Consider the following 19,730-nt stretch of genomic DNA (forward strand, 5'->3'; position numbering starts at 1 on the left):
TCGCGGCCAACCCCGACGAACGCGATGCCCGGATCCGCATCGTCGACGAGTTCACGCGGCGCCACCCCGACATCAAGGTTCGTCCGGTGCTTTCGGCCCCGGGCGTGATGCAGCAGCTGTCGACGTTCTGCGCCGGCGGCAAGTGCCCGGACGTCTTGATGGCGTGGGATCTGAGCTACGCCGAGTTGGCCGCGCGCGGCGTGCTCCTGGACCTCAACACGATGCTGTCCCGCGATCAGGCCTTCGCGGCCGGGTTGAGATCCGATGGCATCGGGGCGCTGTACGACACCTTCACGTTCAACGGAGGCCAGTACGCGCTTCCCGAGCAATGGTCCGGCAACTACCTGTTCTACAACAAGCGGCTCTTCGCCGAGGCCGGGGTCCCCGCGCCGCCCACTTCGTGGCAACAGCCGTGGGGCTTCACCGAATTCCTGAACACCGCCACCGCGCTCACCAAGCGAAACGGAACCGGGCGAGCCGGCCAATGGGGGTTCGTGAACATGTTCGTGTCGTACTACTCGGCCGGGCTGTTCGCGATGAACAATGGGGCGCCGTGGTCCGCCCCGCTGAAGAACCCGACTCACTTCAATTTCGGTGACGATGCCTTCACGGAGGCGGTGCAGTTCTACGCCGACCTGGCCAACAAGCATAAGGTCGCGCCCAACGCCTCCGAGGTGCAGTCGATGTCGACGCCGGACCTGTTCGCGACGGGCAAGGCGGCCATGGCGATGGGCGGCCACTGGCGATACCAGACCTTCATCCGGGCCGAGGGCCTGGACTTCGATGTCACGTCGTTGCCGGTGGGGCCACGACGGCAGGGGCAGGCCGCTCACTCCAACATCGGCTCCACCGGACTGGCCATCTCCGCCAGCAGTCAACGCAAGGAACAGGCGTGGGAATTCGTGAAATTCGCGGCCGGCCCCGTCGGGCAGGCGTTGATCGGTGAATCCAGCCTGTTCGTTCCGGTGCTGCAATCCGCGCTCAACTCGCCCGGATTCGCCGCCGCACACCGCAACGTCGACAACCTCACCGTGCTCACGCAGGGCCCGGCCTATTCCGAGGGGCTGCCGGTCACCCCGGCGTGGGAGAAGATCGTCGCCTTGATGGACCGCAGTTTCGGGCCCGTGCTGCGCGGATCGCGGCCCGCGACATCGCTGGCCGGCCTGGCGCCCGCCATCGACGAGGTGTTGCGCACCCCATGACATCGGTCGAAACCAGCCCCGCCACCCGCAAACCCGCCCGGGGCGCGGGCCCCTGGCGCCGGCGCGCCTGGGCCGGCCGCCTCTTCGTGGCGCCGAACCTGGCGGCCGTCGCGTTGTTCATGCTTTTCCCGCTGGGATTCTCGCTCTACATGAGTTTTCAGCGGTGGGACGTGTTCAGGCCACCGAAGTTCGTGGGCCTGAAGAACTTTCAGGAGCTTTTTACCTCCGATCCGCTCTTCCTCATCGCCATCCGCAACACCGTCATCTTCACCCTCGGGACGGTCGTGCCGACCATCGTCGTCAGCCTCGTCGTGGCCGGTGTGCTGAACCGCAAAGTCAAGGGCATCGGCATCTTCCGTACCATCGTCTTTCTGCCGCTGGCCATCTCGTCGGTGGTGATGGCGGTCGTCTGGCAATTCGTCTTCAACACCGACAACGGGCTGCTCAACATCATGCTGGGCTGGGTTGGGGTCGGTCCGGTGCCGTGGCTGGTCGAACCCCGCTGGGCCATGGCCTCACTGTGCATCGTCAGCGTGTGGCGCAGCGTGCCGTTCGCCACCGTCATCCTGCTCGCGGCGATGCAGGGCGTTCCCGAGACCGTCTACGAGGCGGCCCGCATCGACGGGGCTGGCGAGATACGGCAGTTCACCTCCATCACGGTGCCGCTGATACGTGGGTCGATATCATTTGTCGGCGTCATCTCGATCATCCACGCGTTCCAGGCTTTCGACATGGTGTACGTCCTCAACGGCGCGAATGGCGGGCCCGAAACCGCCACGTACGTCCTGGGCATCATGCTGTTCCAGCACGCGTTCTCCTTCCTGGAATTCGGGTACGCGTCCGCGCTGGCGTGGGTGATGTTCGCCATCTTGCTGGTGCTGACCGTGGTGCAGCTGCGGATCACTCGGCAACGGTCCTGGGAGACTTCTCGTGGCCTCAGCTGAGCGCCTGTTCACGCGCAACGTCGTCCGCGCAGTGCTGGTCTACACCGCGCTGATCGCCATCGCCTGGTGCTGGTTGTTCCCGATCGCCTGGGCGGTGTCCGGTTCGTTGAAGAGGGAAGGCGAGATCACCGAGCCGAAGCTGCTGCCGGCGCACCCGCGCTGGTCGAACTACACCGAGGTGTTCTCGCTGATGCCCTTCGCGCGGATGTTCTTCAACACCGTGCTGTACGCCGGGTGCGTGACCGCCGGGCAGGTCTTCTTCTGCTCGTTGGCCGGATACGCGTTCGCGCGATTGGAGTTTCGCGGACGCGACACGTTGTTCGTGCTGTATCTGGGCACGCTGATGGTGCCGCTGACCGTGACCGTGATCCCGCAGTTCATCCTGATGCGGACCGTGGGGTGGGTCGACACACCCTGGTCCATGATCGTGCCGGGCCTGTTCGGCAGCGCTTTCGGCACCTACCTGATGCGTCAGTTCTTTCGGACGCTCCCAACCGACCTGGAGGAGGCGGCGATACTCGACGGTTGTTCGCCATGGCAGATCTACTGGCGAATCCTGTTGCCCCACGCCCGTCCCGCGGTCATGGTGCTCGCGGTGCTCACCTGGGTCAACGTCTGGAACGACTTCCTGTGGCCGCTGCTGATGTTGCAGCGCAACAGCCTGGCCACGCTGACACTCGGCCTGGTACGACTGCGGGGGGAATACGTCGCGCGCTGGCCGATCATCATGGCGACGTCGATGCTGATCATGCTGCCGTTGGTGCTCATCTACGCCATCGCACAACGGTCCTTCGTCAGGGGCATCGCCGTCACGGGACTCAACGGATAAGGCATGGCCTCAGTAACTTTCGAGCAAGCGACGCGGCGCTACGCCGGAACGGATCGCCCGGCATTGGACAGCCTCGACCTGGAGGTCGGCGACGGCGAATTCGTCGTGCTGGTCGGCCCGTCCGGATGCGGAAAGACCACCTCGCTGCGGATGGTGGCGGGGCTGGAGACGCTGGACTCCGGCCGCATCAGGATCGGCGACCGCGACGTCACCACCGTCGATCCCAAGGACCGTGACGTGGCGATGGTCTTCCAGAACTATGCGCTCTACCCGCACATGACCGTCGCGCAGAACATGGGCTTCGCCCTGAAGATCGCCAAGACACCGAAGGCAGAAATTCGTGACCGCGTCCTGGACGCGGCCAAACTGCTTGACCTGCAACCCTATCTGGACCGCAAGCCCAAGGACCTCTCAGGCGGGCAGCGCCAGCGGGTGGCGATGGGACGGGCGATCGTGCGGCGCCCGCAGGTCTTCCTGATGGATGAGCCGCTGTCGAACCTCGACGCGAAGCTGCGCGTGCAGACCCGCAACCAGATCGCGGCGCTGCAGCGGAGGCTGGGCACCACCACCGTCTATGTCACCCACGACCAGGTTGAGGCGATGACCATGGGGGACCGCGTCGCCGTGCTGCGCGACGGCGTGCTACAACAGTTCGCCGCCCCTCGCGAGCTGTACCGCAACCCGGTGAACGTCTTCGTCGCGGGGTTCATCGGGTCGCCGGCCATGAACCTGTTCACGCTGCCGATCGTTGATTCCGCTGTGTCGTTGGGGGATTGGCACATCCCGCTACCGCGGGAGCTCGCCGACCCCGCGAGTGAGGTCGTCGTGGGGGTGCGCCCCGAGCATTTCGAGCTGGGCGGTCAGGGCGTCGAGATGGAGGTCGACGTGGTCGAGGAGCTGGGGGCCGACGCCTACCTGTACGGCCGAATCACCGGTTCCGGCAAGGTCATCGATCAGCCCGTCGTGGCGCGTGCCGACGGGCGCCGGCCGCCGGAGAAGGGCAGCCGGGTGCGCCTGCACCCGGAACCGGGGCACCTGCACTTCTTCGGCATCGACGGCCGACGAATCTGCTGAGGGGGGTATGGCTATGCCCGACGTGAGCGCATCCCGCGCCGACCTGGTTTGCGAAGGTGGCGGCGTCCGGGGCATCGGGCTGGTCGGCGCGGTCGACGCGCTGACCCAGGCGGGCTACCGGTTCCCACGGGTCGCGGGCAGCAGCGCGGGCTCGGTCGTCGCGTCGCTGGTGGCGGCGCTACAGGTCGCGGGCGAACCGCTGAGCCGGCTTGCGGAGGTGATGCGGTCGATCGACTACCGGAAGTTTCTGGATCGCAGCGTGATCGGGCGCGTACCGCTGATCGGCGGCGCGCTGTCGCTGCTGGTGTCCGACGGCGTATACCGCGGGGCCTACTTGGAGCGGCTGCTCGAGGGACTGCTCGCCGACTTGGGCGTGCGGACCTTCGGCGACCTGCGCACCGGCGAAGAGCCGCAGCAGTTCGCGTGGTCGCTCGTGGTGACGGCCAGTGACCTGTCCCGCCGTCGGCTGGTGCGCATTCCCTGGGATCTCGGTTCCTACGGCATCGACCCCGACGACTTCCCGGTGGCCCGTGCCGTGCACGCCTCGTCGGCGATTCCGTATGTCTTCCAACCCGTCCGGGTGGGCGGCGCCACGTGGGTCGACGGTGGCCTGCTGTCCGACTTCCCGGTGGAGCTGTTCGACCGCCCGGGGGCGCAGCCGCGCTGGCCGACATTCGGGATCCGGCTGTCCGCGCGTCCGGGGATCCCGCCCACGCATCCGGTTCATGGTCCGGTCTCGTTGGGAATCGCGGCGATCGAGACGCTGGTGAGCAATCAGGACAACGCCTACATCGACGATCCGTGCACCGTTCGCCGCACCATCTTCGTGCCCGCCGAGGAGGTCAGCCCAATCGACTTCGACATCGCCGCCGAGCAACGCGACGCCCTGTACCAACGGGGAGTGCAGGCGGGCCAGGAATTCTTGCGGACCTGGAGCTACCCGGACTACCTGGCGGCCTGCGGCGGCCCGGGGAAGGGCGGGACTGCGCAGAGCCAGAATCCGCGGTGAAGGCTATCCGCGCGCGCAGCGGATCTGATTGAGGCGGTGCTCAATCCGCTCGACATCGGCGGGCAACGGCAATTGGTTGGTGACACGCGTGATTTCCACGCCGATATCAACGGGGTTGATCGGCCAGAATTGGCGTCTCATGAGTTTGGTTGCGATGGCGCGGATCTCGTCGTCGGAAAGTCGCCGGCGAGCCAGGGCCGCCAAGGGGGAATATCCGGTCGTCGGCATGCCGGCGGGGTATCCGGCCCGCACGAAAGCAACGATGCTCGACACCCACAGGGCCAGATCCATCATCCCACCTCGCTCACCGCCGCTTGAGAATTGGCGGCAGATCTTACGACTAGCAACGTACCATCGGCAACGTCATCAGCTCGGTAACGCCACACAGTTAAAACGCACTTTTTACACGCCCGCGAAGTCCGAAAACGAAAAGCGATCTTCGCCACGATGCGCCCTGGCGGGCGCGCCCTAACGACGTTTGACCGCAAGGCTTTCTACTATGGCCGCGTGGCTGATCGCTATGGAACCGATGTCCTTGCCGCGGGCCGGCGCAAGCCCCGCTCGACCGAGCACCCGGCCGAGCTCGGCCTGGTGGTCGAGGACGCGCAGACGGGCTACGTCGGTGCGGTGGTGCGAGTCGAGTACGGGCGGGTCGACCTGGAGGACCGCCGCGGGCACGTGCGTGGCTTCCCTTTGGGCCCAGGCTATTTGCTCGAGGGCCGTCCGGTGATCCTCACGGCGCCACGCCGTGCGGCGCCGGCCGGTTCCACGCGAACGGCGTCGGGCTCGGTGGCAGTTCCGGGCGCCCGCGCACGGGTCGCCCGCGCCAGCCGGATCTACGTCGAGGGCCGCCACGATGCCGAACTCGTCGCGCAGGTGTGGGGCGAGGACCTGCGGATCGAGGGGGTCGTCGTCGAGCACCTCGGCGGCGTAGACGACTTGGTGGACGTGGTGGCGGAATTCGCGCCCGGTCCGGAATGCCGGCTCGGTGTGCTCGTGGATCACCTCGTCGCGGGTTCCAAGGAGGCACGGATCGCCGATGCCGTGCGGCGGGGACCTGGTGGCGCCCACACCCTGGTGGTCGGTCATCCCTACGTTGACATCTGGCAGGCAGTCAAGCCCGAGCGGCTCGGCCTGGCGGGCTGGCCGGACGTGCCGCGCCACATCGAGTGGAAACACGGCGCATGCCAGGCGCTCGGCTTGCCGCACGCGAGCCAGGCGGACATCGCAAGGGCCTGGCGCCATATCCGTTCCCGGGTGCGCGATTGGAATGACCTCGAGCCGGCGCTGATCGGCCGGGTCGAGGAACTGATCGACTTCGTGACTCAGCCGGGCCCGTGACCGACCGGCGTCCGGCCGGGGGAAGACGCTGTCGTGGATTAGCGCTGGCGGCAGCGGCCTTGGTCGTCGCGGCGGCGACCGCCTGCGGTCCGTCCGGTCGCGAGGTGAGCCGCGGGACGCCCGGCGGCCCGAGCGCGGTGAAGGTGACGCTCGCCAACGGGGGCGGCAAAGACGCCTGCACGGTGGACAACGCGAACGTCGCCGCCGGCCCGGTGACGTTCACGGTCGCCAACACCGATGCGCCCGGCATCAGCGAAGTCGAGTTACTCAGGGGTGAGCGGATCGTCGGCGAGAAGGAGGACCTCGCTCCCGGGTTGGCCCCGGTGTCGTTCACCGTGACTCTCGATGGCGGGCCCTATCAGCTGTATTGCCCCGGCGCGGTGGACGAATACCAGACGCTGACGGTCACGGGCCGGGCGGCGCCGGGGCTGGCCGGCGGCGTCGCGGACTCCCTCGACAGCGCCACCAAGGACTACGCGGCGTATGTCGTCCAGCAGATCGGTCAGCTCGGCGACGGGGTCAACGCACTCGACGCGGCGGTGCGGGCGGGCAACATCGACGCCGCGAAAGCCGCTTACGCCAAAGCGCGCCTGTTCTGGGAGCGTTCCGAGTCCGCCGTCGAGGGCTTCATCTTGCTGGGTTTCGCGGTCGGCGACAACGCGGGCCGCCTCGACTATCTGATCGACATGCGCGAGTCCACTCCCGTCGACGCCAAGGTCGGCTGGAAGGGGTTCCACGCCATCGAACGCGACCTGTGGCGGGGCGGAGCAATCACGCCCGGGACGCAGGCCCTCAGTTCCGAATTGGTCGGCAACGTAGCCAAGTTGACCGCCATCGTCGCCCTCCTGCAGTACAAGCCCGAGGACCTGGCCAACGGCGCCAGCGACCTCGTCGAGGAGATCCAGAACACCAAGATCACCGGGGAGGAGGACGCTTTCAGCCACATCGACCTCGTCGACTTCTCCGCCAACGTGGAAGGCGCTCGGCAGGCCTACGCATCGCTGCGGCCCGGGCTGGAGAAGATCGACGGCAATCTGGTCGCCCAGATCGATCGCGAATTCCACACGGTGCTGGCCACTCTGGACGGATACCGCGATCCGTCTGAGTTGGGTGGCTTCCGGACCTACACCGCGGCGCTGCAAGCCACCGACGCCGCCAAGCTGACCGCGGTCATCCAGCCCCTGCACCAGAGCCTGTCGGCGGTCGCCCCAAAAGTGGCTTCGGCGGGCTGACCATGAGCGAGGTCACGGCCAAACCCGATGAAGGCGAGGCGGTTTCGCGTCGGCGTATGCTCGGTGGCGCCGTCTTGGCCGGGCTCACCGGCGTCGCCGGGGGAGGGGTGGCCGGTTACGCGCTGGCTGCCGGACACGATGGCGGCGCGGCCGGCGGCGGCGACGACGACGTCGACTTGCGCCACAGTTACCCCTTCTACGGCCAGCTGCATCAGGGTGGAATCGCCACGCCGCCACAGCGTTACGCCATGTTCATGTCATTTTCGCTGGCCGCCGGAGCCCAGCGCGCGGAGCTGCAAACGCTGCTGGCACGCTGGTCGGCCGCGGCCGCGATCCTGCAGCAGGGAAAGCCGGTCGGCACCGTGCAGCCCCGGGTCGACGTGCAGCCACCTGTCGATACCGGCGAGGCGGTCGGACTGAGCCCGGCCAGCCTCACCGTAACCATCGGGTTGGGACCGTCGCTGTTCGGCGACCGGTTCGGGCTCGCCCTGCGCCGACCCGCCGTGTTCACCGAGTTGCCCCCGCTCAACGGGGACAACCTGGACCCCCGCCTGCGCGGCGGCGAACTGTCCGTCCAAGCTTGCGCCGACGACCCGCAGGTCTGCTACCACGCCGCGCGAAACCTGGCCCGCCTGGGCCGCGACGTCGTCTCGCCGTCCTGGGCGGTGCTGGGATTCGGACGGGCCTCAGCCGGCCCGGGCCAACACACCCCGCGAAACCTGCTGGGATTCAAGGACGGAACCCGCAACGTCGTCACCGATGCCGAGTACGACCGATTTGTCTGGGTCCGCGACAGTGACCAGCCGTGGATGAACGGCGGAACGTATCAGGTGGTGCGCAAGATTCGGATGCTGCTCGAGACATGGGACGTCGACCGCATCGGCAATCAGCAGCGGATATTCGGCCGTACCAAAGAAGAGGGCGCACCCCTGAGCGGCGAGGGCGAATTCGATGCCCCCGATTTTGCCGCCAAGGGCGGCGACGGCAACCCGCTCATCGATCCGATGTCCCACGTCGCCCTGGCCGCCCGCGAGAACAACGACGGCGTCATGATCAGGCGCCGGTCCTACAACTACACCGACGGCCTCGACGCCAACGGCCAGCTCAACGCCGGGCTGCTGTTCGTTTCGTATCAAAAAGATCCGCAAGATTTTATCCGCCTGCAGAACCGGTTGGGCGCCCACGACCTCCTCAACGAATACATCCGCCACATCGGCTCAGCTATCTTCGCGGTGCCACCCGCGCCCGCCGAAGGCCACTACATCGGGCAAAGCCTTTTCGGCTAAGCAAATCTCGCCGAGCGCGGGTCGCCGTCGGGTGGGGCCGCGTTTCGGCTGTGTGAGCAGTCGTGTCGGTCAGGTAAATCAAAACCCTCCGCCGTCACGCATCGGCCGCCGCCGAGCACTAACTCCGTGAAGCCGCAAGATCAGCGAGAACGGAGGGATCACATGACCGACGCGCTAGTCATCGACGCCGAAGGCCTCGACAAGCTGTCGTGTAACGCCAGGGCCAACCCGGAGACCGGCAGGAAGACCCTGAAAGCCAAGACGGTCTGCGAAACCGGATTCCGCAACATGACCTACGTCCGCGACCTGGCGCCGATGCTGGTGGGTGAGCCGCCTGCCCTGCTCGGTGACGACTCCGCGCCCAACCCCTCCGAGACCGCCCTGGCCGCCCTGGGCTCGTGCGTCTCGGTGGGCCTGCTGGCGAATGCGACGCATCGCGGGGTCACCCTGACCAAGATCGAGGTCGAGATGGAGGGCGACATCGACATCTCCGCGGTGTGGGGCGTGGGCGACACCCCCGAGGGGAAGCGCCTCGGCTTCAGCGCGGTGCGCTGCAGGGTGACGCTGGCCGGAGACGCCGACGAGGCGACCCTGAAGGAGATTCACGACAACGCCATCGCCTGGTCACCCGTCGTGAACACGTTCCGCAACCCGGTCGCCGTCGACTCGACGCTGGCCACGGAATAGCCACGGGGAAGCTGCTGTGGCAACGGTATTGACGAAGCCCGCTCTCGCCGAGGCCATCAAGTTGGCCCGCGCCAAGCGCGGGCTGAGCTGGGTGAAAATCGCAGAATCCATCGGCAAGGACCCGGTGTGGACGGTCGCGGCGTTACTCGGGCAGCACCCGATGACGGCCGGCGACGCGTCAACGGTCGCGGCACTGCTCGGCCTCGACGACGAGGCTGTCGCTGTCCTGCAGCTGATGCCGTATCGGGGTTCGGATGCGACCATGACGACAGACCCGACGATCTACCGATTCCATGAGGCGCTGACCGTCTACGGCCCGGCGATCAAGGAACTCATTCACGAGGAATTCGGTGACGGCATCATGAGCGCGATCAACTTTCAGCTGAGCGTGCAGCGGCGCCCGCACCCCGAGGGCGACAGAGTGGTCGTCACTTTCGACGGCAAGTTCCTCGACTACGCGTGGAAGCACTCGGCACAGGAGGTTTTATGACGGCGACGATGAACCCGGCGGCCGGCCAGCTGGATGCCGGACTGTTGGAGGACATTCGGGCCCACGCCGGGGGACTGGACCGGGGGGAGCATCAGTCCCGCCGCAGCTTCACCGCCCTGGGCGCGGCCGGGCTTCTCGGGGTGGGCGCACCCGCCAACGCCGACGGCAGGCTGCCCGAGATGGCCGAGGTGATCCGGCGTATCTCCGGGGAATGCATGAGCACCGGGTTCTCGTTGTGGGCGCACCGAATGGCGGTGGAATACTTGCTCACGGCGGCAACGCCTTTCAGCGTCGACGCGGCTCAGTCACTGCTCGCCGGCACCACGCCGGGGGTGACCGGCATGGCGTCGGCGTTCAAGGAGGCGGCGGGCTGCGGCAGCGTCGAGTTGACGGCCACGCCGATCGAGGGCGGCTACCGGGTGTCCGGTCCGATCAGGTGGGCGAGCAACCTGTACCCCGACTCGACCATGGTGACCGCGGTGCGCACCGATGCGGGCGAGCGGCTGATCGTGGCCCTGCCGTTGAACACGGCGGGGGTGGTGGTGGGCGATCACTTCGAGCTGCTGGCAATGGGTAGCACCGCCTCGTCATACCTGAACCTGACCGACGCGCCCGTGCCCTCGGCCCAAGTGTTGTCCCGAGACTTCGAGGGATTCCTACAGGCGGTCCGCCCGACGTTCCTGGTCCTGCAGTCCGCCATGTGCTTGGGTCTCACCAGGACCGCGGTGGAGCAGGCCAAAGGCGGCCTCGGCGGCGTCAACTCGGTGTTCGCGGCGGAGGTCGACAACGTCGCGGAGAAGCTCGCCACCGCGGAGGCCACCCTGGCGGGTCTGGCCGCGGCGGTGGGCGGGGATGACCCGCCCACCAAGCGGGAGCTGTTGTCGCTGCGCCTCGCCGCGGCCGAGCTGTCCAGCGCCAGTGCCGATCTCGAGATCCGCACCGCCGGCGGCAAGGGCTACGCGAGCAGGACATCGGCGAGCCGCCGCTACCGGGAGGCGGCGTTCATTCCCGTCCAGTCCCCGTCGGAAGGGCAGTTGCGCTGGGAGCTGGCCGCATGCGGCTGAGTGCGAGACGATGGTGACCCCGGTGGCGGTGCCGCCGGGTGGCACCGAATCCGAACGGGCGGTCGGCGGCATCCCGCTGGCTAATCTGGTGCGCGACTTTCACCGGCCGATGATCAATTTCGCGCGCACCATGGTGGATTCGCCGGCGGTGGCGGAAGAGGCGGTGCAGGAGGCGTGGGTGCAGGTCCTGCAGTCCGCGGATTCCTTCGAGGGCCGTTCGTCGGTCGGGACGTGGCTGTTCGGGATCGTCAAGAACACCGCCTCGCGGCACCGGCGCCGGGAATCCCGCATTCGCGACCACGAGGTGCTTTCCGCGGAAGACGTGGACCCCCTGGCGGGCCGCATGCATCCCGCCGGCCATCCCGATGCCGGGCACTGGAGCCTTCCACCGTCCCGGCGCTTCCTGCCGGAGGACCGCACCGTGGAGAACGAGCTCGTCGGTTACGTCCGCACCGCGCTGGACGCGCTGCCGGAGCGGCAACGGCAACTGGTCATCCTGCGTGACATCGTCGGCACCCCGGCCGAAGAGGCCGCCGAACTTCTCGAGCTGACCGCCGAAGGGCAGCGCGCGCTCCTCTACCGCGCCCGGGGAAATCTTCGCAACGAATTGGAAAAGCGGTATCGCCGATGACCGTGCACGACAACACTGTCCCCGCGATCGACTGCGTCGACTTCGTCCGACTGGTGGATGAACTCGTCGATTCCGACCCCCGGCAGTGGGGCCCCATCGTCGCCAAGCACCTCGACGAGTGCCCCCCATGCCTGGTCTACCTGCAACAGATGCTCGACCTCAGGATCCTGCTCAACCACGTCTTCGAAGGGGAGAGGCTCAGCGATGAGCACATCTCGGGGGTCATCAACGCGATCAACGCTTTACGGAAGGACGAGCACCCATGACGATCAATGCGCCGGCGCCGCAACTGGATGGCAAAGCGTCACCACCAAAGCTGTTCGCAGACATCCCGTCTGACACCAAGGCGACGATCCCCGACGATCCGTTCGAGCCGCTGAGCGTGGGCGCCATGGTCGACCGGGTGGCCGCCATGGCGGTCGAGAAGGCTACGCACCCGTGGGCGTTCCTGATGCGTTCCCTGGTCGGCGGCGTGATGGTCGCGTTCGGAGCGCTGCTGGCGCTGATGGTGAGCACCGGGGTCAAGTCCCCGGGCATCGCGAGTTTGCTGATGGGGCTGGCGTTCGGCATGTCCTTCGTCCTGATCCTGGTGTCGGGCATGTCTTTGATCACCGCCGACATGGCCGCGGGATTTCTCGCCGTCCTGAATCGCACGATGAGCGCCGGTAATTATGCCTTCCTGGTCGTCGTGGGCCTCATCGGCAACGTCCTCGGCGCGCTGCTTTTCGTCACCGTTTGCGGCGCCGCGGGAGGCCCGTATCTGGGTGCCTTCGCCGAGCGGGCCGCTACCGTGGGCACCCAGAAGGCCGGCCAGCCCTTCTTGACCGCACTGCTCCTCGCCGTCGTGTGCACCTGGTTTCTGCAGACCTCGATGTGCATGTTCTTCAAGGCCCGCAGCGACGTCGCCCGAATGGCATTCGCGTTCTACGGCCCGTTCGCGTTCGTCATCGGCGGCACGCAGCACGTGATCGCCAACGTCGGCTTCCTCGGTATTCCCCTGCTGCTCAACCTGTTTCACCCGGCGGCCCCCCGCAGCACGATCGGTTGGGGATTCGGCGACCACGGCTTGCTCACCAACCTCGGCGTGACCACCGTCGGCAATCTGATCGGCGGGACATTGTTTGTGGCGTTGCCCTTCTGGGTCATCGCGCAGCTGCAACGGAAAGCCGTCTGACCGGCGAGTGACCGTAGCGTTAAGGGCGCCTTAACGCCACGCCGGTAACAGCCCTCCGTCCCGGTGGTTAGGGACTTAAGCCTCACGACCCACGCCCGTCGGGTTTATAGCGTCGTCGGTGATGGAGGGAGAACGAAATGTCAGCACCTGACCAACAGCGCGGCATCGTCGTCGCGGTCGACGGCTCGACGGCATCGAACGCGGCGGCACGTTGGGCCGCGCGCGAGGCGGCCATGCGGAAAGTTCCACTGACCGTCGTCCACGCGGTGACGACGCCCACCGCCACCTGGCCGCCGGTCCCATACCCCGACTCTCTGGCAGTGCGGCTGGAAGACGAGGGCAAGAAGGCGATCATGCACGCGATCAAGCTCGCCGAGGAGGCGCTAGCGGCGGACCGTGAGATCGCGATCAACCGGGAACTCGTGTATTCCAGCCCCGCGCTGGCCCTGATCAAGATGTCCGACGAGGCGGAGATGGTCGTCGTCGGCACGGCGGGACGCGGGTTACTGGCGCGTGGCGTGCTGGGCTCGGTCAGCGCGACGGTGGTGCGGCACGCGAATTGTCCCGTCGCGGTGATCCATGGGGACGACCTGCCGGACAACGGGGACGCTCCCGTTCTGGTGGGGATCGACGGCTCGCCGGCCTCCGAGCTCGCGACCGCCGTCGCGTTCGACGAGGCTTCCCGGCGCGGCGTCGACCTGATGGCCTTGCACGCATGGAGCGACATCGCGATCAGCGAACTCCCCGAAGCGGATTGGTCGTCACTGGAAGAGGAGGCCCAGCGGAGCCTCGCCGAGAACCTGGCCGGTTGGCAGGAGCGCTATCCCGATGTGACGGTGCAGAGGTTGGTCGAACGCGACGCGCCGGCCCGGCAGCTTGCCGAAAAGTCGGAATTCGCCCAGCTTCTCGTCGTGGGCAGTCACGGCCGTGGCGGCTTGTCCGGCATACTCCTGGGATCGGTCAGCAACGCCGTGCTGCACTCGGTACGGATACCCGTGATCGTCGCCCGGCCGTCCGCGTCCGGCTGACGCTCGCCGGGCGACAGGGCGGTGGCGGTCCACGCGCAAAGGGCGGCCAGGTCGCGCCCGGCGCGCGCCACCGTTCGGTCGGGGCGCACCAGCGCGGCGGTGACGCGACCCCGCCGCAGCCACGTCTCCAGAGCGCTGCCGGGGTCGGCGACCAGCACGGTGACGTCGCGCCGCCGCAGGGCGGCCTCGTCGGAGGCGCCGGGGCGAGTGACGGCGATCAACGCGAAACCGGTGCCGAGGACGTCGTCCACCCGTCGACCGTCGTGCAGCGGCGGGTTGGGGCACAGCGTGCCCGGTAGCTGATGCGGTCGCCGCGATTTACACACCCACGCTGAGCGGTGCAGCGGCGGCGTTGTGGAGTCGACGACCTTGTCGCGCAGGCCGGGGATGAGCCGCAGCCGCGGCAACAGCGCCCGGCGCGCTGCGTTGCCAAGGTGGCCGCCGCCGGTCATCGCCCAGCCGATACTCAGCGCGAGGCGAATCATGTAGCGAGCGTGCGGCTTTCGTTCGCGCTCATAAGTCTCGAGCACGTCCGGGGTAAGGGCGCCGCGGTGGACCCCGGCGATCTTCCAGGCGAGATTGTCGGCGTCGCGCAGCCCGGCGCCCATGCCCTGGCCGATGAACGGGGGAGTGAGGTGCGCCGCGTCGCCGAGGAGGAAGACGTTGCCGTTGCGCCAGCGGTCGGCGATCTGTGCCCGGAACGTGTACTCGGCGACCCGCACCAGGGTGAGCTCGGCGACGGGTACGGTGCTGGTCCATGGTTTGATCAACGGTCGCAACCGCTGGAGCGTGCCGAAGTCCGCCGCGGTTTCGCCGGCGAGCAACTGAAACTCCCACCGGTAGCGGGCCGGCCCGATGCGCATGTACGTTCCCGCGCGATCCGGGTCGCACACTTGGTGCACCCCGTCCCACTGGCCCAGGTCCGCCTCGCTGGCGATGTCGACGACCAGCCAGCGTTGCTGAAAGTTCAAGTCCCGCATGGTCGAACCGATCCGTGCCCGCACCAGGCTGTTGGCGCCGTCGCAGCCCAGCAGGTAGTCGGCGTCGACGTGGTGGCGCCCACCGTCTGAGCGGTCGGTGAACGTGACGCGGATGCGCGTTCCGTCCGCCACAACGTCGGTGACTTCTGCGTTCCCGCGCAGTTCGGCATTGGGATGGCGCTCGAGGTTGGCCCGCAGCAGGGTCTCCAATTCCGGCTGGTCGAACATGTTGGCCTGCGGGAAACCGTGCACGCTGTGCTCGGGGTCGCGGTTGAATTCGGCCAGAGTGCGGAACCGGCTGTCCACCAACCGCAAACCCAGCGTCGGCCGTGATATCGCTGCGAACTCGCCGGCCAACTCGAGGCGGGCGATGATGCGATAGATCTCGTCGTCCAGATGCACCGCTCGTGGCTGGGGGTACACGTCCGTCCAGCGATCGAGCACCAGGCAATGGACGCCGCACTGCGCCAGCCGGGTGGCCGCGGTGACGCCGGTCGGTCCGGCGCCGACGATGACAACGGGTACCCGCCGCGTAGCCGGGGTCGTCATGTGTATCGCACTGGGGTGCGCTGCGTTCCGAGATCGATGGCGCCGTCGTCGGTGGCCACCGACGCCTCGACGATGTCACCGTCGTGCAGGTAATTGCGGTTGGCGGCCTGCCGCGAGAAGAACATCTTCCATTTGAGTCCCGGCGGCAACAGGTTTCCGACGAACTGTACCGGCTTCGGTGGGGCGCTCAGCGCGGTGCCGACCGGGGTGCCGGTGAGCACCAGGTCACCCGGGGCGAGTTCTTGGAACTGCGTGAGCGACTGCAGCGCCTGCAGTGGCCGGTACAGCATGTCGCCCTCGACGAGCGCGTTCTGGCGTTCCTCGCCGTTGACGCTGAGGCGCAATCGCAGGTCACCGAAGCGCTTGAGCTCGTCGGCGGTGAGCAGCACCAGTTCGGGGCCGACCGGGGTGAACGTCGGATACGACTTGGCCTCGTAAAACTGGGTCTGGGGGAGTTGGACGTCGCGCGCGGAGACGTCGTTGGTGACCACCAGCCCGGCGACGAAATCGCCGAGGTTGGCGTCCGAGATGGTGGTGCCGATCGGGACGGCGCGGCCGATCACCAGGCCGATCTCGACTTCGTAGTCGAGCAGCTTCACGTGCGGGGGCTTGACGATGTCGTCGAACGGCCCGGTGATGGAGGCGGACGCCTTGCGGAAGAAGGTGAGGGGGATGGACGCCGGATCCATGCCCGCGTCTTTGACGTGCGACTCGTAGTTGGTCATCTGAGCTATCACCCGGCACGGCCGGGTCACCGGTGAGACCAAGGCGAGGGTGTCGAGGGCGACGGCTTCGGTTTTCGTCGCCGCACTCTCGATGGCGGCCCGGTCGGCCAGCAACGCGGCGGTGGTGGTGGCGGTGGTGTCGATTCTGACTGCGCCCTCGGCGGTTTTGAGCCACCAGGCGCGGTCGGTTTCGGAAGCGGTGTGCAGCACGGAAAGGGTCATGAGGTAGGAACTTTCAGTAGGCCGATCAGGCGGTTGAAATCGAATTCGTTGTGCGAGCGGAGGGCGGTCATCATCGAAACCAGTTCCCGGCGTGCCGACTTGGGGTCGGTTCCGAGGAAATCTCTGCTTGCCGGCGGCCCCCACTGCGCCAACCCGGATGCGGTGAAGGGCGCCCAGCCCGGGTCGAGCGTGTTGTCGAACAGGTCGCCATCGGTGAAGTGTTCGAACAAGTCGCCGTCGGGGTCGCGCCAGTAGTCGAAGATCTGACTGCCCTGGATGTGCCTGCCGATTCCCCAGGACCGGGAATAGCCGTGCGCGCCAAGGTATTCGCCGCCAGCAGCCAGCGCGTCGAGATCGCTGACCTGATAGGCCGAGTGCACGTAGCGGTTGGCCGGCCCCAGGGCCATCGCCAGGGTGTGATGGTCGGCCGGTATCGAACCGCGGTCGCAGCGAATGAAACTCATCGCCGGGCCGCGGTGCCGCTGGCCGGGGAAGTACAGAAAGTCGCTGACGATCATGCCGAGGTTGTCGAGGTACCAGTTGAGGGTCTCGAGGTACTTGGTCGACTGCACCACCAGGTGGCCCAGGCGCTCGACCCGGGCGGGCACCCGCGGGGGACGCTGGCCGGCATTGGTGCGCCGCACCTCGGGGCCGAAGTTGAAGACGTGGGCCTGTTGGCCCGGCAGGTCCGGGAGCTCGTGCATGCCGGCGACGACCCGAACCAACATTCCGCTGGGGTCTGTCAGGTCGACCGACACCCCGCCGATGGCCTCCGGTAGCCGTCGCATCGGTGCCCCGGCGTTGCCCGCCAGCCGGAGCACGTCGGCCTCGTCGCAGGCCCGGAACGCCGCGCCGGTGAACCGGCTGCGCCTGCCGCGACGCAGGATCACGCACGGCGTACCCGCCCGGGTGCCGCGCAACTGCACCTCGCCGGGGCCGTGCTGGGCAGTGTGGAAGCCGAATGCCCGCGCGAACGCCTCGGCGCGCCCCAAGTCTGGCCGCTCGAACTCCAGCCACGCGATGTCGGCGACCCTGATGACGGGGTTGCGCGACCGCCCGGGATGCTCCCCGCGCAGTGCGCCCTGCTCGCTGTGCGCCTCCGGACGTGCGCTTTCGGTCAAATCCATGGTCACTCCCAAACCTAACTGACGAAATCGTCACATACGAGATAACGTTCAGTCAAGAGTCTGACGAAATCCTCATGACTGATGCATAATGCGGGGGTGAGTGCGATGGCGGAGCCGGCCAACCGGCTGGAGCGGCGCAAGCGGCGCACCCGTGCGGCGCTGGTCAAGGCCGCGCAGCAACTGATCGCCGAGGGCAAGGTGAACGTGCCGGTCCTGGAGATCACCCAGGCCGCCGACGTCGGCATGGGGTCCTTCTACAACCACTTCGACAGCAAGGAGCAGCTGTTCGAGGCCGCGGTCGCCGAGGTGCTCGACGTCTATGGGGCGATGCTCGACCGGCTCACCGCGTCCATCGAGGACCCGGCGGAGATCTTCGCCACCAGCTTTCGGATGACCGGCAGGCTGTTCCGCCGCCGCCCGCAGGAGAGCCGGATCCTGTTGGCCAACGGGCTGGAGCTGCTGTCGTCCGAACGTGGTTTGGCGCCGCGCGCCCTGCGTGATATCAAAGCCGGCGTCGCGGCCGGTCGGTTCGACGTCGAGGATCCCGAGTTGGCCCTCGCAATGGCCGGCGGTGCGCTGCTGGGGCTCGGAAACCTGTTGCGGGACAACCCCGATCGAGACGACGCGCACGCCGCCGACCTCGTCACCGAGAACGTGCTGCGGCTGTTCGGGCTTAGCGCCGCCGAGGCGCGGACGATCTGCCAACGCCCGCTTCCCGAGGGCGGATTCCTCGAGGGTTAGCGGTTGCCGACGCTGACCACGGCACCGACCGAGAATGAGACGTTCCTGCCCACGCCGCCGTCGTCCCCGGGGGCACCGGGGCTAGTCCACCGCACCTGTGCGGTCCCGGTGAGGTGCAGGCTCGCACCGGTCCCGAAATCCACGAACAGCAAGGCGGCCTCGTCGTCGACGGCCAGGTTTCCATAACTGTTGAACATGTTGTTCCCGGGGAAGTCCGGCCACCAGAGCCGGTCGGGGGCGTCGACCCGGACGAAGCCGGGTGGGCCTCCGCGGTGCGACGCGTCGCTACCCCGGGTGGGATGGCTCGTGCCCAGAAAGAACGTGTCCGACCTCGCGATCATCGCCTGATCGGACGGGTCAAGCGTTGCGCGTCTCGCGCGCAGTGAAGCGGGTGCGCCGAGGGCGTCGGTGTCGATGGTATGCGGGTGAATGTACTTGGGGCAGTTGCCGTATGACTGGTCGACGCGGACGGCCAGGCCCGCGTCGTCCGAGCCGACGAGCTCGCCGTTCACCCGTAACCGGCGGCGGGTGGCGAAGTCGATCGCGATCAGTCCGACTTGTTGGCCGGCCGGGAGCCGGTGCAGCGGGTCGCCGCTGCGGGGGGATGCCGACACACGCAAGACGTCGTCCCGGCCGCGGAGGAAACCCGGCGCGGCGATCAACGGCGACGTCCACAGCACGCCGTCGTGGTCCCGTCCGGTCAGGGCGGCGAATCGCTGTGCGGCGAGAAATCTTGCGGCGCCGCCGGACAGGCCCGGCGAGTCGAGCATGCCCTCGAGCCGCTTGGCCTCGGCTTCGACGCCCGCTCGCCGCTGTGTCGCGGTCTCTCCTTCGTGGAAGCCCGTCATGGTCATGCACCGCTCAACAACATGACCTCGGGAAAGCTTCCGGGGTATGCGCCGCCGCCGTTCCTACGCGACCGACACGATGCGGGCGACCAGCTTGCCGCCGCGGATGACCTCGATCGTCTGCCCCGCCGCGACCTCATCGAAGTAGCGCCCGGCGCGCTTCCGGAGCTCGTCGAGCTCGATCCCACCCCGGCCATCCGCCGGTGTGGGACTGCTCGCCGCGTCACCGGCGGACACGATCTGCGCCAACAATCGGCCGCCCCGGACGACGCTCAGCGTCTCCCCGGCCGCCACCCGGTCGAAGCACCGGCCGGCGCGGGTGCGAAGTTCGTCGAGGCCGACCCACCCGCCGGTGTCCTGCGCGGCGAGTTTCGCCGAACGCGCCGGGATCGGAGCCACCCGCCAGTCACCGACGGGCAGGATCCGCGCCACCAGCTTGCCGCGACGGATGACGTCGATCGCCTCCCCGGCGGCGACCCGCTCGAGATACGTGCAGGCGTCACTTCGAAGTTGGCCCAGGCCAATGGCTTCCGGCATGTCGCTCCAA

Annotated in this window: 22 protein-coding genes; 16 read left to right on the forward strand and 6 right to left on the reverse strand. The window is 67.7% G+C overall.

Annotated features, from left to right (window positions below; genetic code table 11):
• From A5701_RS03980 to A5701_RS04000, 5 genes are all read left to right on the forward strand, one after another.
• The coding region (locus tag A5701_RS03980; RefSeq protein ID WP_156669901.1) for a sugar ABC transporter substrate-binding protein at nucleotides 1-1,202 on the forward strand (1,202 nt) is incomplete at its 5' end.
• Nucleotides 1,199-2,146: a carbohydrate ABC transporter permease gene (locus tag A5701_RS03985; RefSeq protein WP_067748825.1), complete on the forward strand. Its 948-nt coding sequence runs from the start codon at nucleotides 1,199-1,201 to the stop codon at nucleotides 2,144-2,146. The genes A5701_RS03980 and A5701_RS03985, both read left to right, overlap by 4 nt.
• On the forward strand, nucleotides 2,133-2,975 hold the full coding sequence (locus tag A5701_RS03990; RefSeq protein WP_067748835.1) for a carbohydrate ABC transporter permease: 843 nt from the start codon (nucleotides 2,133-2,135) through the stop codon (nucleotides 2,973-2,975). Before A5701_RS03985 ends, A5701_RS03990 begins: the two co-directional genes overlap by 14 nt.
• Nucleotides 2,976-2,978: 3 nt before the next feature.
• Nucleotides 2,979-4,049: an ABC transporter ATP-binding protein gene (locus A5701_RS03995; protein ID WP_067748838.1), complete on the forward strand. Its 1,071-nt coding sequence runs from the start codon at nucleotides 2,979-2,981 to the stop codon at nucleotides 4,047-4,049.
• Nucleotides 4,050-4,062: 13 nt separating this feature from the next.
• Nucleotides 4,063-5,058, forward strand: a complete 996-nt coding sequence (locus tag A5701_RS04000; RefSeq protein WP_067748842.1) for a patatin-like phospholipase family protein — start codon at nucleotides 4,063-4,065, stop codon at nucleotides 5,056-5,058.
• Between the two features lie 3 nt (nucleotides 5,059-5,061).
• On the opposite strand, the gene A5701_RS04005 is transcribed toward A5701_RS04000, so the two are convergent.
• A complete protein-coding gene (locus A5701_RS04005) occupies nucleotides 5,062-5,349 on the reverse strand; it encodes a DUF3349 domain-containing protein (protein WP_067748943.1) in 288 nt (95 codons plus the stop codon).
• A 216-nt stretch (nucleotides 5,350-5,565) separates the two neighbouring features.
• Between A5701_RS04005 and A5701_RS04010 the strand changes: the two genes are divergently transcribed.
• The 10 genes from A5701_RS04010 (at nucleotide 5,566) to A5701_RS04055 (ending at nucleotide 13,991) form a co-directional block, all read left to right on the forward strand.
• A complete protein-coding gene (locus A5701_RS04010) occupies nucleotides 5,566-6,399 on the forward strand; it encodes a DUF3097 domain-containing protein (protein WP_067748845.1) in 834 nt (277 codons plus the stop codon).
• Nucleotides 6,400-6,458: 59 nt separating this feature from the next.
• Complete coding sequence (gene efeO / locus A5701_RS04015; protein ID WP_082969668.1) at nucleotides 6,459-7,631, forward strand: iron uptake system protein EfeO; 1,173 nt, start codon at nucleotides 6,459-6,461, stop codon at nucleotides 7,629-7,631.
• Nucleotides 7,632-7,633: 2 nt separating this feature from the next.
• Nucleotides 7,634-8,917: an iron uptake transporter deferrochelatase/peroxidase subunit gene (gene efeB / locus A5701_RS04020; protein WP_067748847.1), complete on the forward strand. Its 1,284-nt coding sequence runs from the start codon at nucleotides 7,634-7,636 to the stop codon at nucleotides 8,915-8,917.
• A gap of 162 nt (nucleotides 8,918-9,079) precedes the next feature.
• Nucleotides 9,080-9,604: an OsmC family protein gene (locus tag A5701_RS04025; RefSeq protein ID WP_067748850.1), complete on the forward strand. Its 525-nt coding sequence runs from the start codon at nucleotides 9,080-9,082 to the stop codon at nucleotides 9,602-9,604.
• A 16-nt stretch (nucleotides 9,605-9,620) separates the two neighbouring features.
• The gene (gene cynS, locus A5701_RS04030; protein WP_067748853.1) at nucleotides 9,621-10,094 is read left to right on the forward strand and encodes a cyanase; all 474 of its coding nucleotides are present in this window, start codon (nucleotides 9,621-9,623) and stop codon (nucleotides 10,092-10,094) included.
• Nucleotides 10,091-11,158 carry an acyl-CoA dehydrogenase family protein gene (locus A5701_RS04035; RefSeq protein WP_067748856.1) on the forward strand — a complete coding sequence of 356 codons (1,068 nt, stop codon included), beginning with the start codon at nucleotides 10,091-10,093 and terminating at the stop codon, nucleotides 11,156-11,158. The genes cynS and A5701_RS04035 overlap by 4 nt, the downstream gene beginning before the upstream one ends.
• 10 nt (nucleotides 11,159-11,168) lie before the next feature.
• On the forward strand, nucleotides 11,169-11,789 hold the full coding sequence (locus A5701_RS04040; protein ID WP_067748860.1) for an RNA polymerase sigma factor: 621 nt from the start codon (nucleotides 11,169-11,171) through the stop codon (nucleotides 11,787-11,789).
• The gene (locus A5701_RS04045; RefSeq protein WP_067748863.1) at nucleotides 11,786-12,055 is read left to right on the forward strand and encodes a hypothetical protein; all 270 of its coding nucleotides are present in this window, start codon (nucleotides 11,786-11,788) and stop codon (nucleotides 12,053-12,055) included. The genes A5701_RS04040 and A5701_RS04045 overlap by 4 nt, the downstream gene beginning before the upstream one ends.
• The gene (locus A5701_RS04050) at nucleotides 12,052-12,963 is read left to right on the forward strand and encodes a formate/nitrite transporter family protein (protein ID WP_067748866.1); all 912 of its coding nucleotides are present in this window, start codon (nucleotides 12,052-12,054) and stop codon (nucleotides 12,961-12,963) included. Before A5701_RS04045 ends, A5701_RS04050 begins: the two co-directional genes overlap by 4 nt.
• Before the next feature lie 137 nt (nucleotides 12,964-13,100).
• Nucleotides 13,101-13,991, forward strand: a complete 891-nt coding sequence (locus tag A5701_RS04055) for a universal stress protein (RefSeq protein WP_067748869.1) — start codon at nucleotides 13,101-13,103, stop codon at nucleotides 13,989-13,991.
• On the opposite strand, the gene A5701_RS04060 is transcribed toward A5701_RS04055, so the two are convergent.
• Genes A5701_RS04060 through A5701_RS04070 form a run of 3 tightly spaced genes read right to left on the reverse strand, consistent with a single transcriptional unit; the run spans nucleotide 13,883 to nucleotide 17,594 of the window.
• Nucleotides 13,883-15,520, reverse strand: coding sequence for a bifunctional 3-(3-hydroxy-phenyl)propionate/3-hydroxycinnamic acid hydroxylase (locus A5701_RS04060; RefSeq protein WP_067748871.1), 1,638 nt, complete (start codon nucleotides 15,518-15,520; stop codon nucleotides 13,883-13,885). The genes A5701_RS04055 and A5701_RS04060 overlap by 109 nt on opposite strands.
• A complete protein-coding gene (locus A5701_RS04065) occupies nucleotides 15,517-16,467 on the reverse strand; it encodes a fumarylacetoacetate hydrolase family protein (protein ID WP_067748874.1) in 951 nt (316 codons plus the stop codon). The genes A5701_RS04060 and A5701_RS04065 overlap by 4 nt, the downstream gene beginning before the upstream one ends.
• Nucleotides 16,464-17,594 carry a VOC family protein gene (locus A5701_RS04070; RefSeq protein WP_067748877.1) on the reverse strand — a complete coding sequence of 377 codons (1,131 nt, stop codon included), beginning with the start codon at nucleotides 17,592-17,594 and terminating at the stop codon, nucleotides 16,464-16,466. The genes A5701_RS04065 and A5701_RS04070 overlap by 4 nt, the downstream gene beginning before the upstream one ends.
• Nucleotides 17,595-17,699: 105 nt before the next feature.
• Here A5701_RS04070 and A5701_RS04075 point away from each other — a divergent pair, with 105 nt between their 5' ends.
• A complete protein-coding gene (locus A5701_RS04075; RefSeq protein WP_369807381.1) occupies nucleotides 17,700-18,335 on the forward strand; it encodes a TetR/AcrR family transcriptional regulator in 636 nt (211 codons plus the stop codon).
• Here A5701_RS04075 and A5701_RS04080 read toward each other — a convergent pair.
• Nucleotides 18,332-19,189: a pyridoxamine 5'-phosphate oxidase family protein gene (locus A5701_RS04080; RefSeq protein ID WP_067748884.1), complete on the reverse strand. Its 858-nt coding sequence runs from the start codon at nucleotides 19,187-19,189 to the stop codon at nucleotides 18,332-18,334. The genes A5701_RS04075 and A5701_RS04080 overlap by 4 nt on opposite strands.
• A 57-nt stretch (nucleotides 19,190-19,246) precedes the next feature.
• Nucleotides 19,247-19,720, reverse strand: a complete 474-nt coding sequence (locus tag A5701_RS28450) for a type II toxin-antitoxin system Phd/YefM family antitoxin (protein WP_067748887.1) — start codon at nucleotides 19,718-19,720, stop codon at nucleotides 19,247-19,249.
• Nucleotides 19,721-19,730: the final 10 nt, after the last annotated feature.

The organism is Mycobacterium sp. E3305 (genome assembly GCF_001666785.1).
Lineage (GTDB): Bacteria > Actinomycetota > Actinomycetes > Mycobacteriales > Mycobacteriaceae > Mycobacterium.

What these genes read in the sequence shown, in the direction of transcription:
- A5701_RS04060 (WP_067748871.1), bottom strand. Translation starts at nt 15,520, where the DNA reads ATGACGACCCCGGCTACGCGGCGGGTACCCGTTGTCATCGTCGGCGCC.
- A5701_RS04045 (WP_067748863.1), top strand. Translation starts at nt 11,786, where the DNA reads ATGACCGTGCACGACAACACTGTCCCCGCGATCGACTGCGTCGACTTC.
- A5701_RS04025 (WP_067748850.1), top strand. Translation starts at nt 9,080, where the DNA reads ATGACCGACGCGCTAGTCATCGACGCCGAAGGCCTCGACAAGCTGTCG.
- A5701_RS03985 (WP_067748825.1), top strand. Translation starts at nt 1,199, where the DNA reads ATGACATCGGTCGAAACCAGCCCCGCCACCCGCAAACCCGCCCGGGGC.
- A5701_RS03995 (WP_067748838.1), top strand. Translation starts at nt 2,979, where the DNA reads ATGGCCTCAGTAACTTTCGAGCAAGCGACGCGGCGCTACGCCGGAACG.
- A5701_RS04035 (WP_067748856.1), top strand. Translation starts at nt 10,091, where the DNA reads ATGACGGCGACGATGAACCCGGCGGCCGGCCAGCTGGATGCCGGACTG.
- A5701_RS04000 (WP_067748842.1), top strand. Translation starts at nt 4,063, where the DNA reads ATGCCCGACGTGAGCGCATCCCGCGCCGACCTGGTTTGCGAAGGTGGC.
- efeB (WP_067748847.1), top strand. Translation starts at nt 7,634, where the DNA reads ATGAGCGAGGTCACGGCCAAACCCGATGAAGGCGAGGCGGTTTCGCGT.
- A5701_RS04075 (WP_369807381.1), top strand. Translation starts at nt 17,700, where the DNA reads ATGGCGGAGCCGGCCAACCGGCTGGAGCGGCGCAAGCGGCGCACCCGT.
- A5701_RS04070 (WP_067748877.1), bottom strand. Translation starts at nt 17,594, where the DNA reads ATGGATTTGACCGAAAGCGCACGTCCGGAGGCGCACAGCGAGCAGGGC.
- A5701_RS04065 (WP_067748874.1), bottom strand. Translation starts at nt 16,467, where the DNA reads ATGACCCTTTCCGTGCTGCACACCGCTTCCGAAACCGACCGCGCCTGG.
- A5701_RS04005 (WP_067748943.1), bottom strand. Translation starts at nt 5,349, where the DNA reads ATGGATCTGGCCCTGTGGGTGTCGAGCATCGTTGCTTTCGTGCGGGCC.
- A5701_RS04055 (WP_067748869.1), top strand. Translation starts at nt 13,101, where the DNA reads ATGTCAGCACCTGACCAACAGCGCGGCATCGTCGTCGCGGTCGACGGC.
- A5701_RS04080 (WP_067748884.1), bottom strand. Translation starts at nt 19,189, where the DNA reads ATGACCATGACGGGCTTCCACGAAGGAGAGACCGCGACACAGCGGCGA.
- A5701_RS04040 (WP_067748860.1), top strand. Translation starts at nt 11,169, where the DNA reads ATGGTGACCCCGGTGGCGGTGCCGCCGGGTGGCACCGAATCCGAACGG.
- A5701_RS28450 (WP_067748887.1), bottom strand. Translation starts at nt 19,720, where the DNA reads ATGCCGGAAGCCATTGGCCTGGGCCAACTTCGAAGTGACGCCTGCACG.
- A5701_RS04050 (WP_067748866.1), top strand. Translation starts at nt 12,052, where the DNA reads ATGACGATCAATGCGCCGGCGCCGCAACTGGATGGCAAAGCGTCACCA.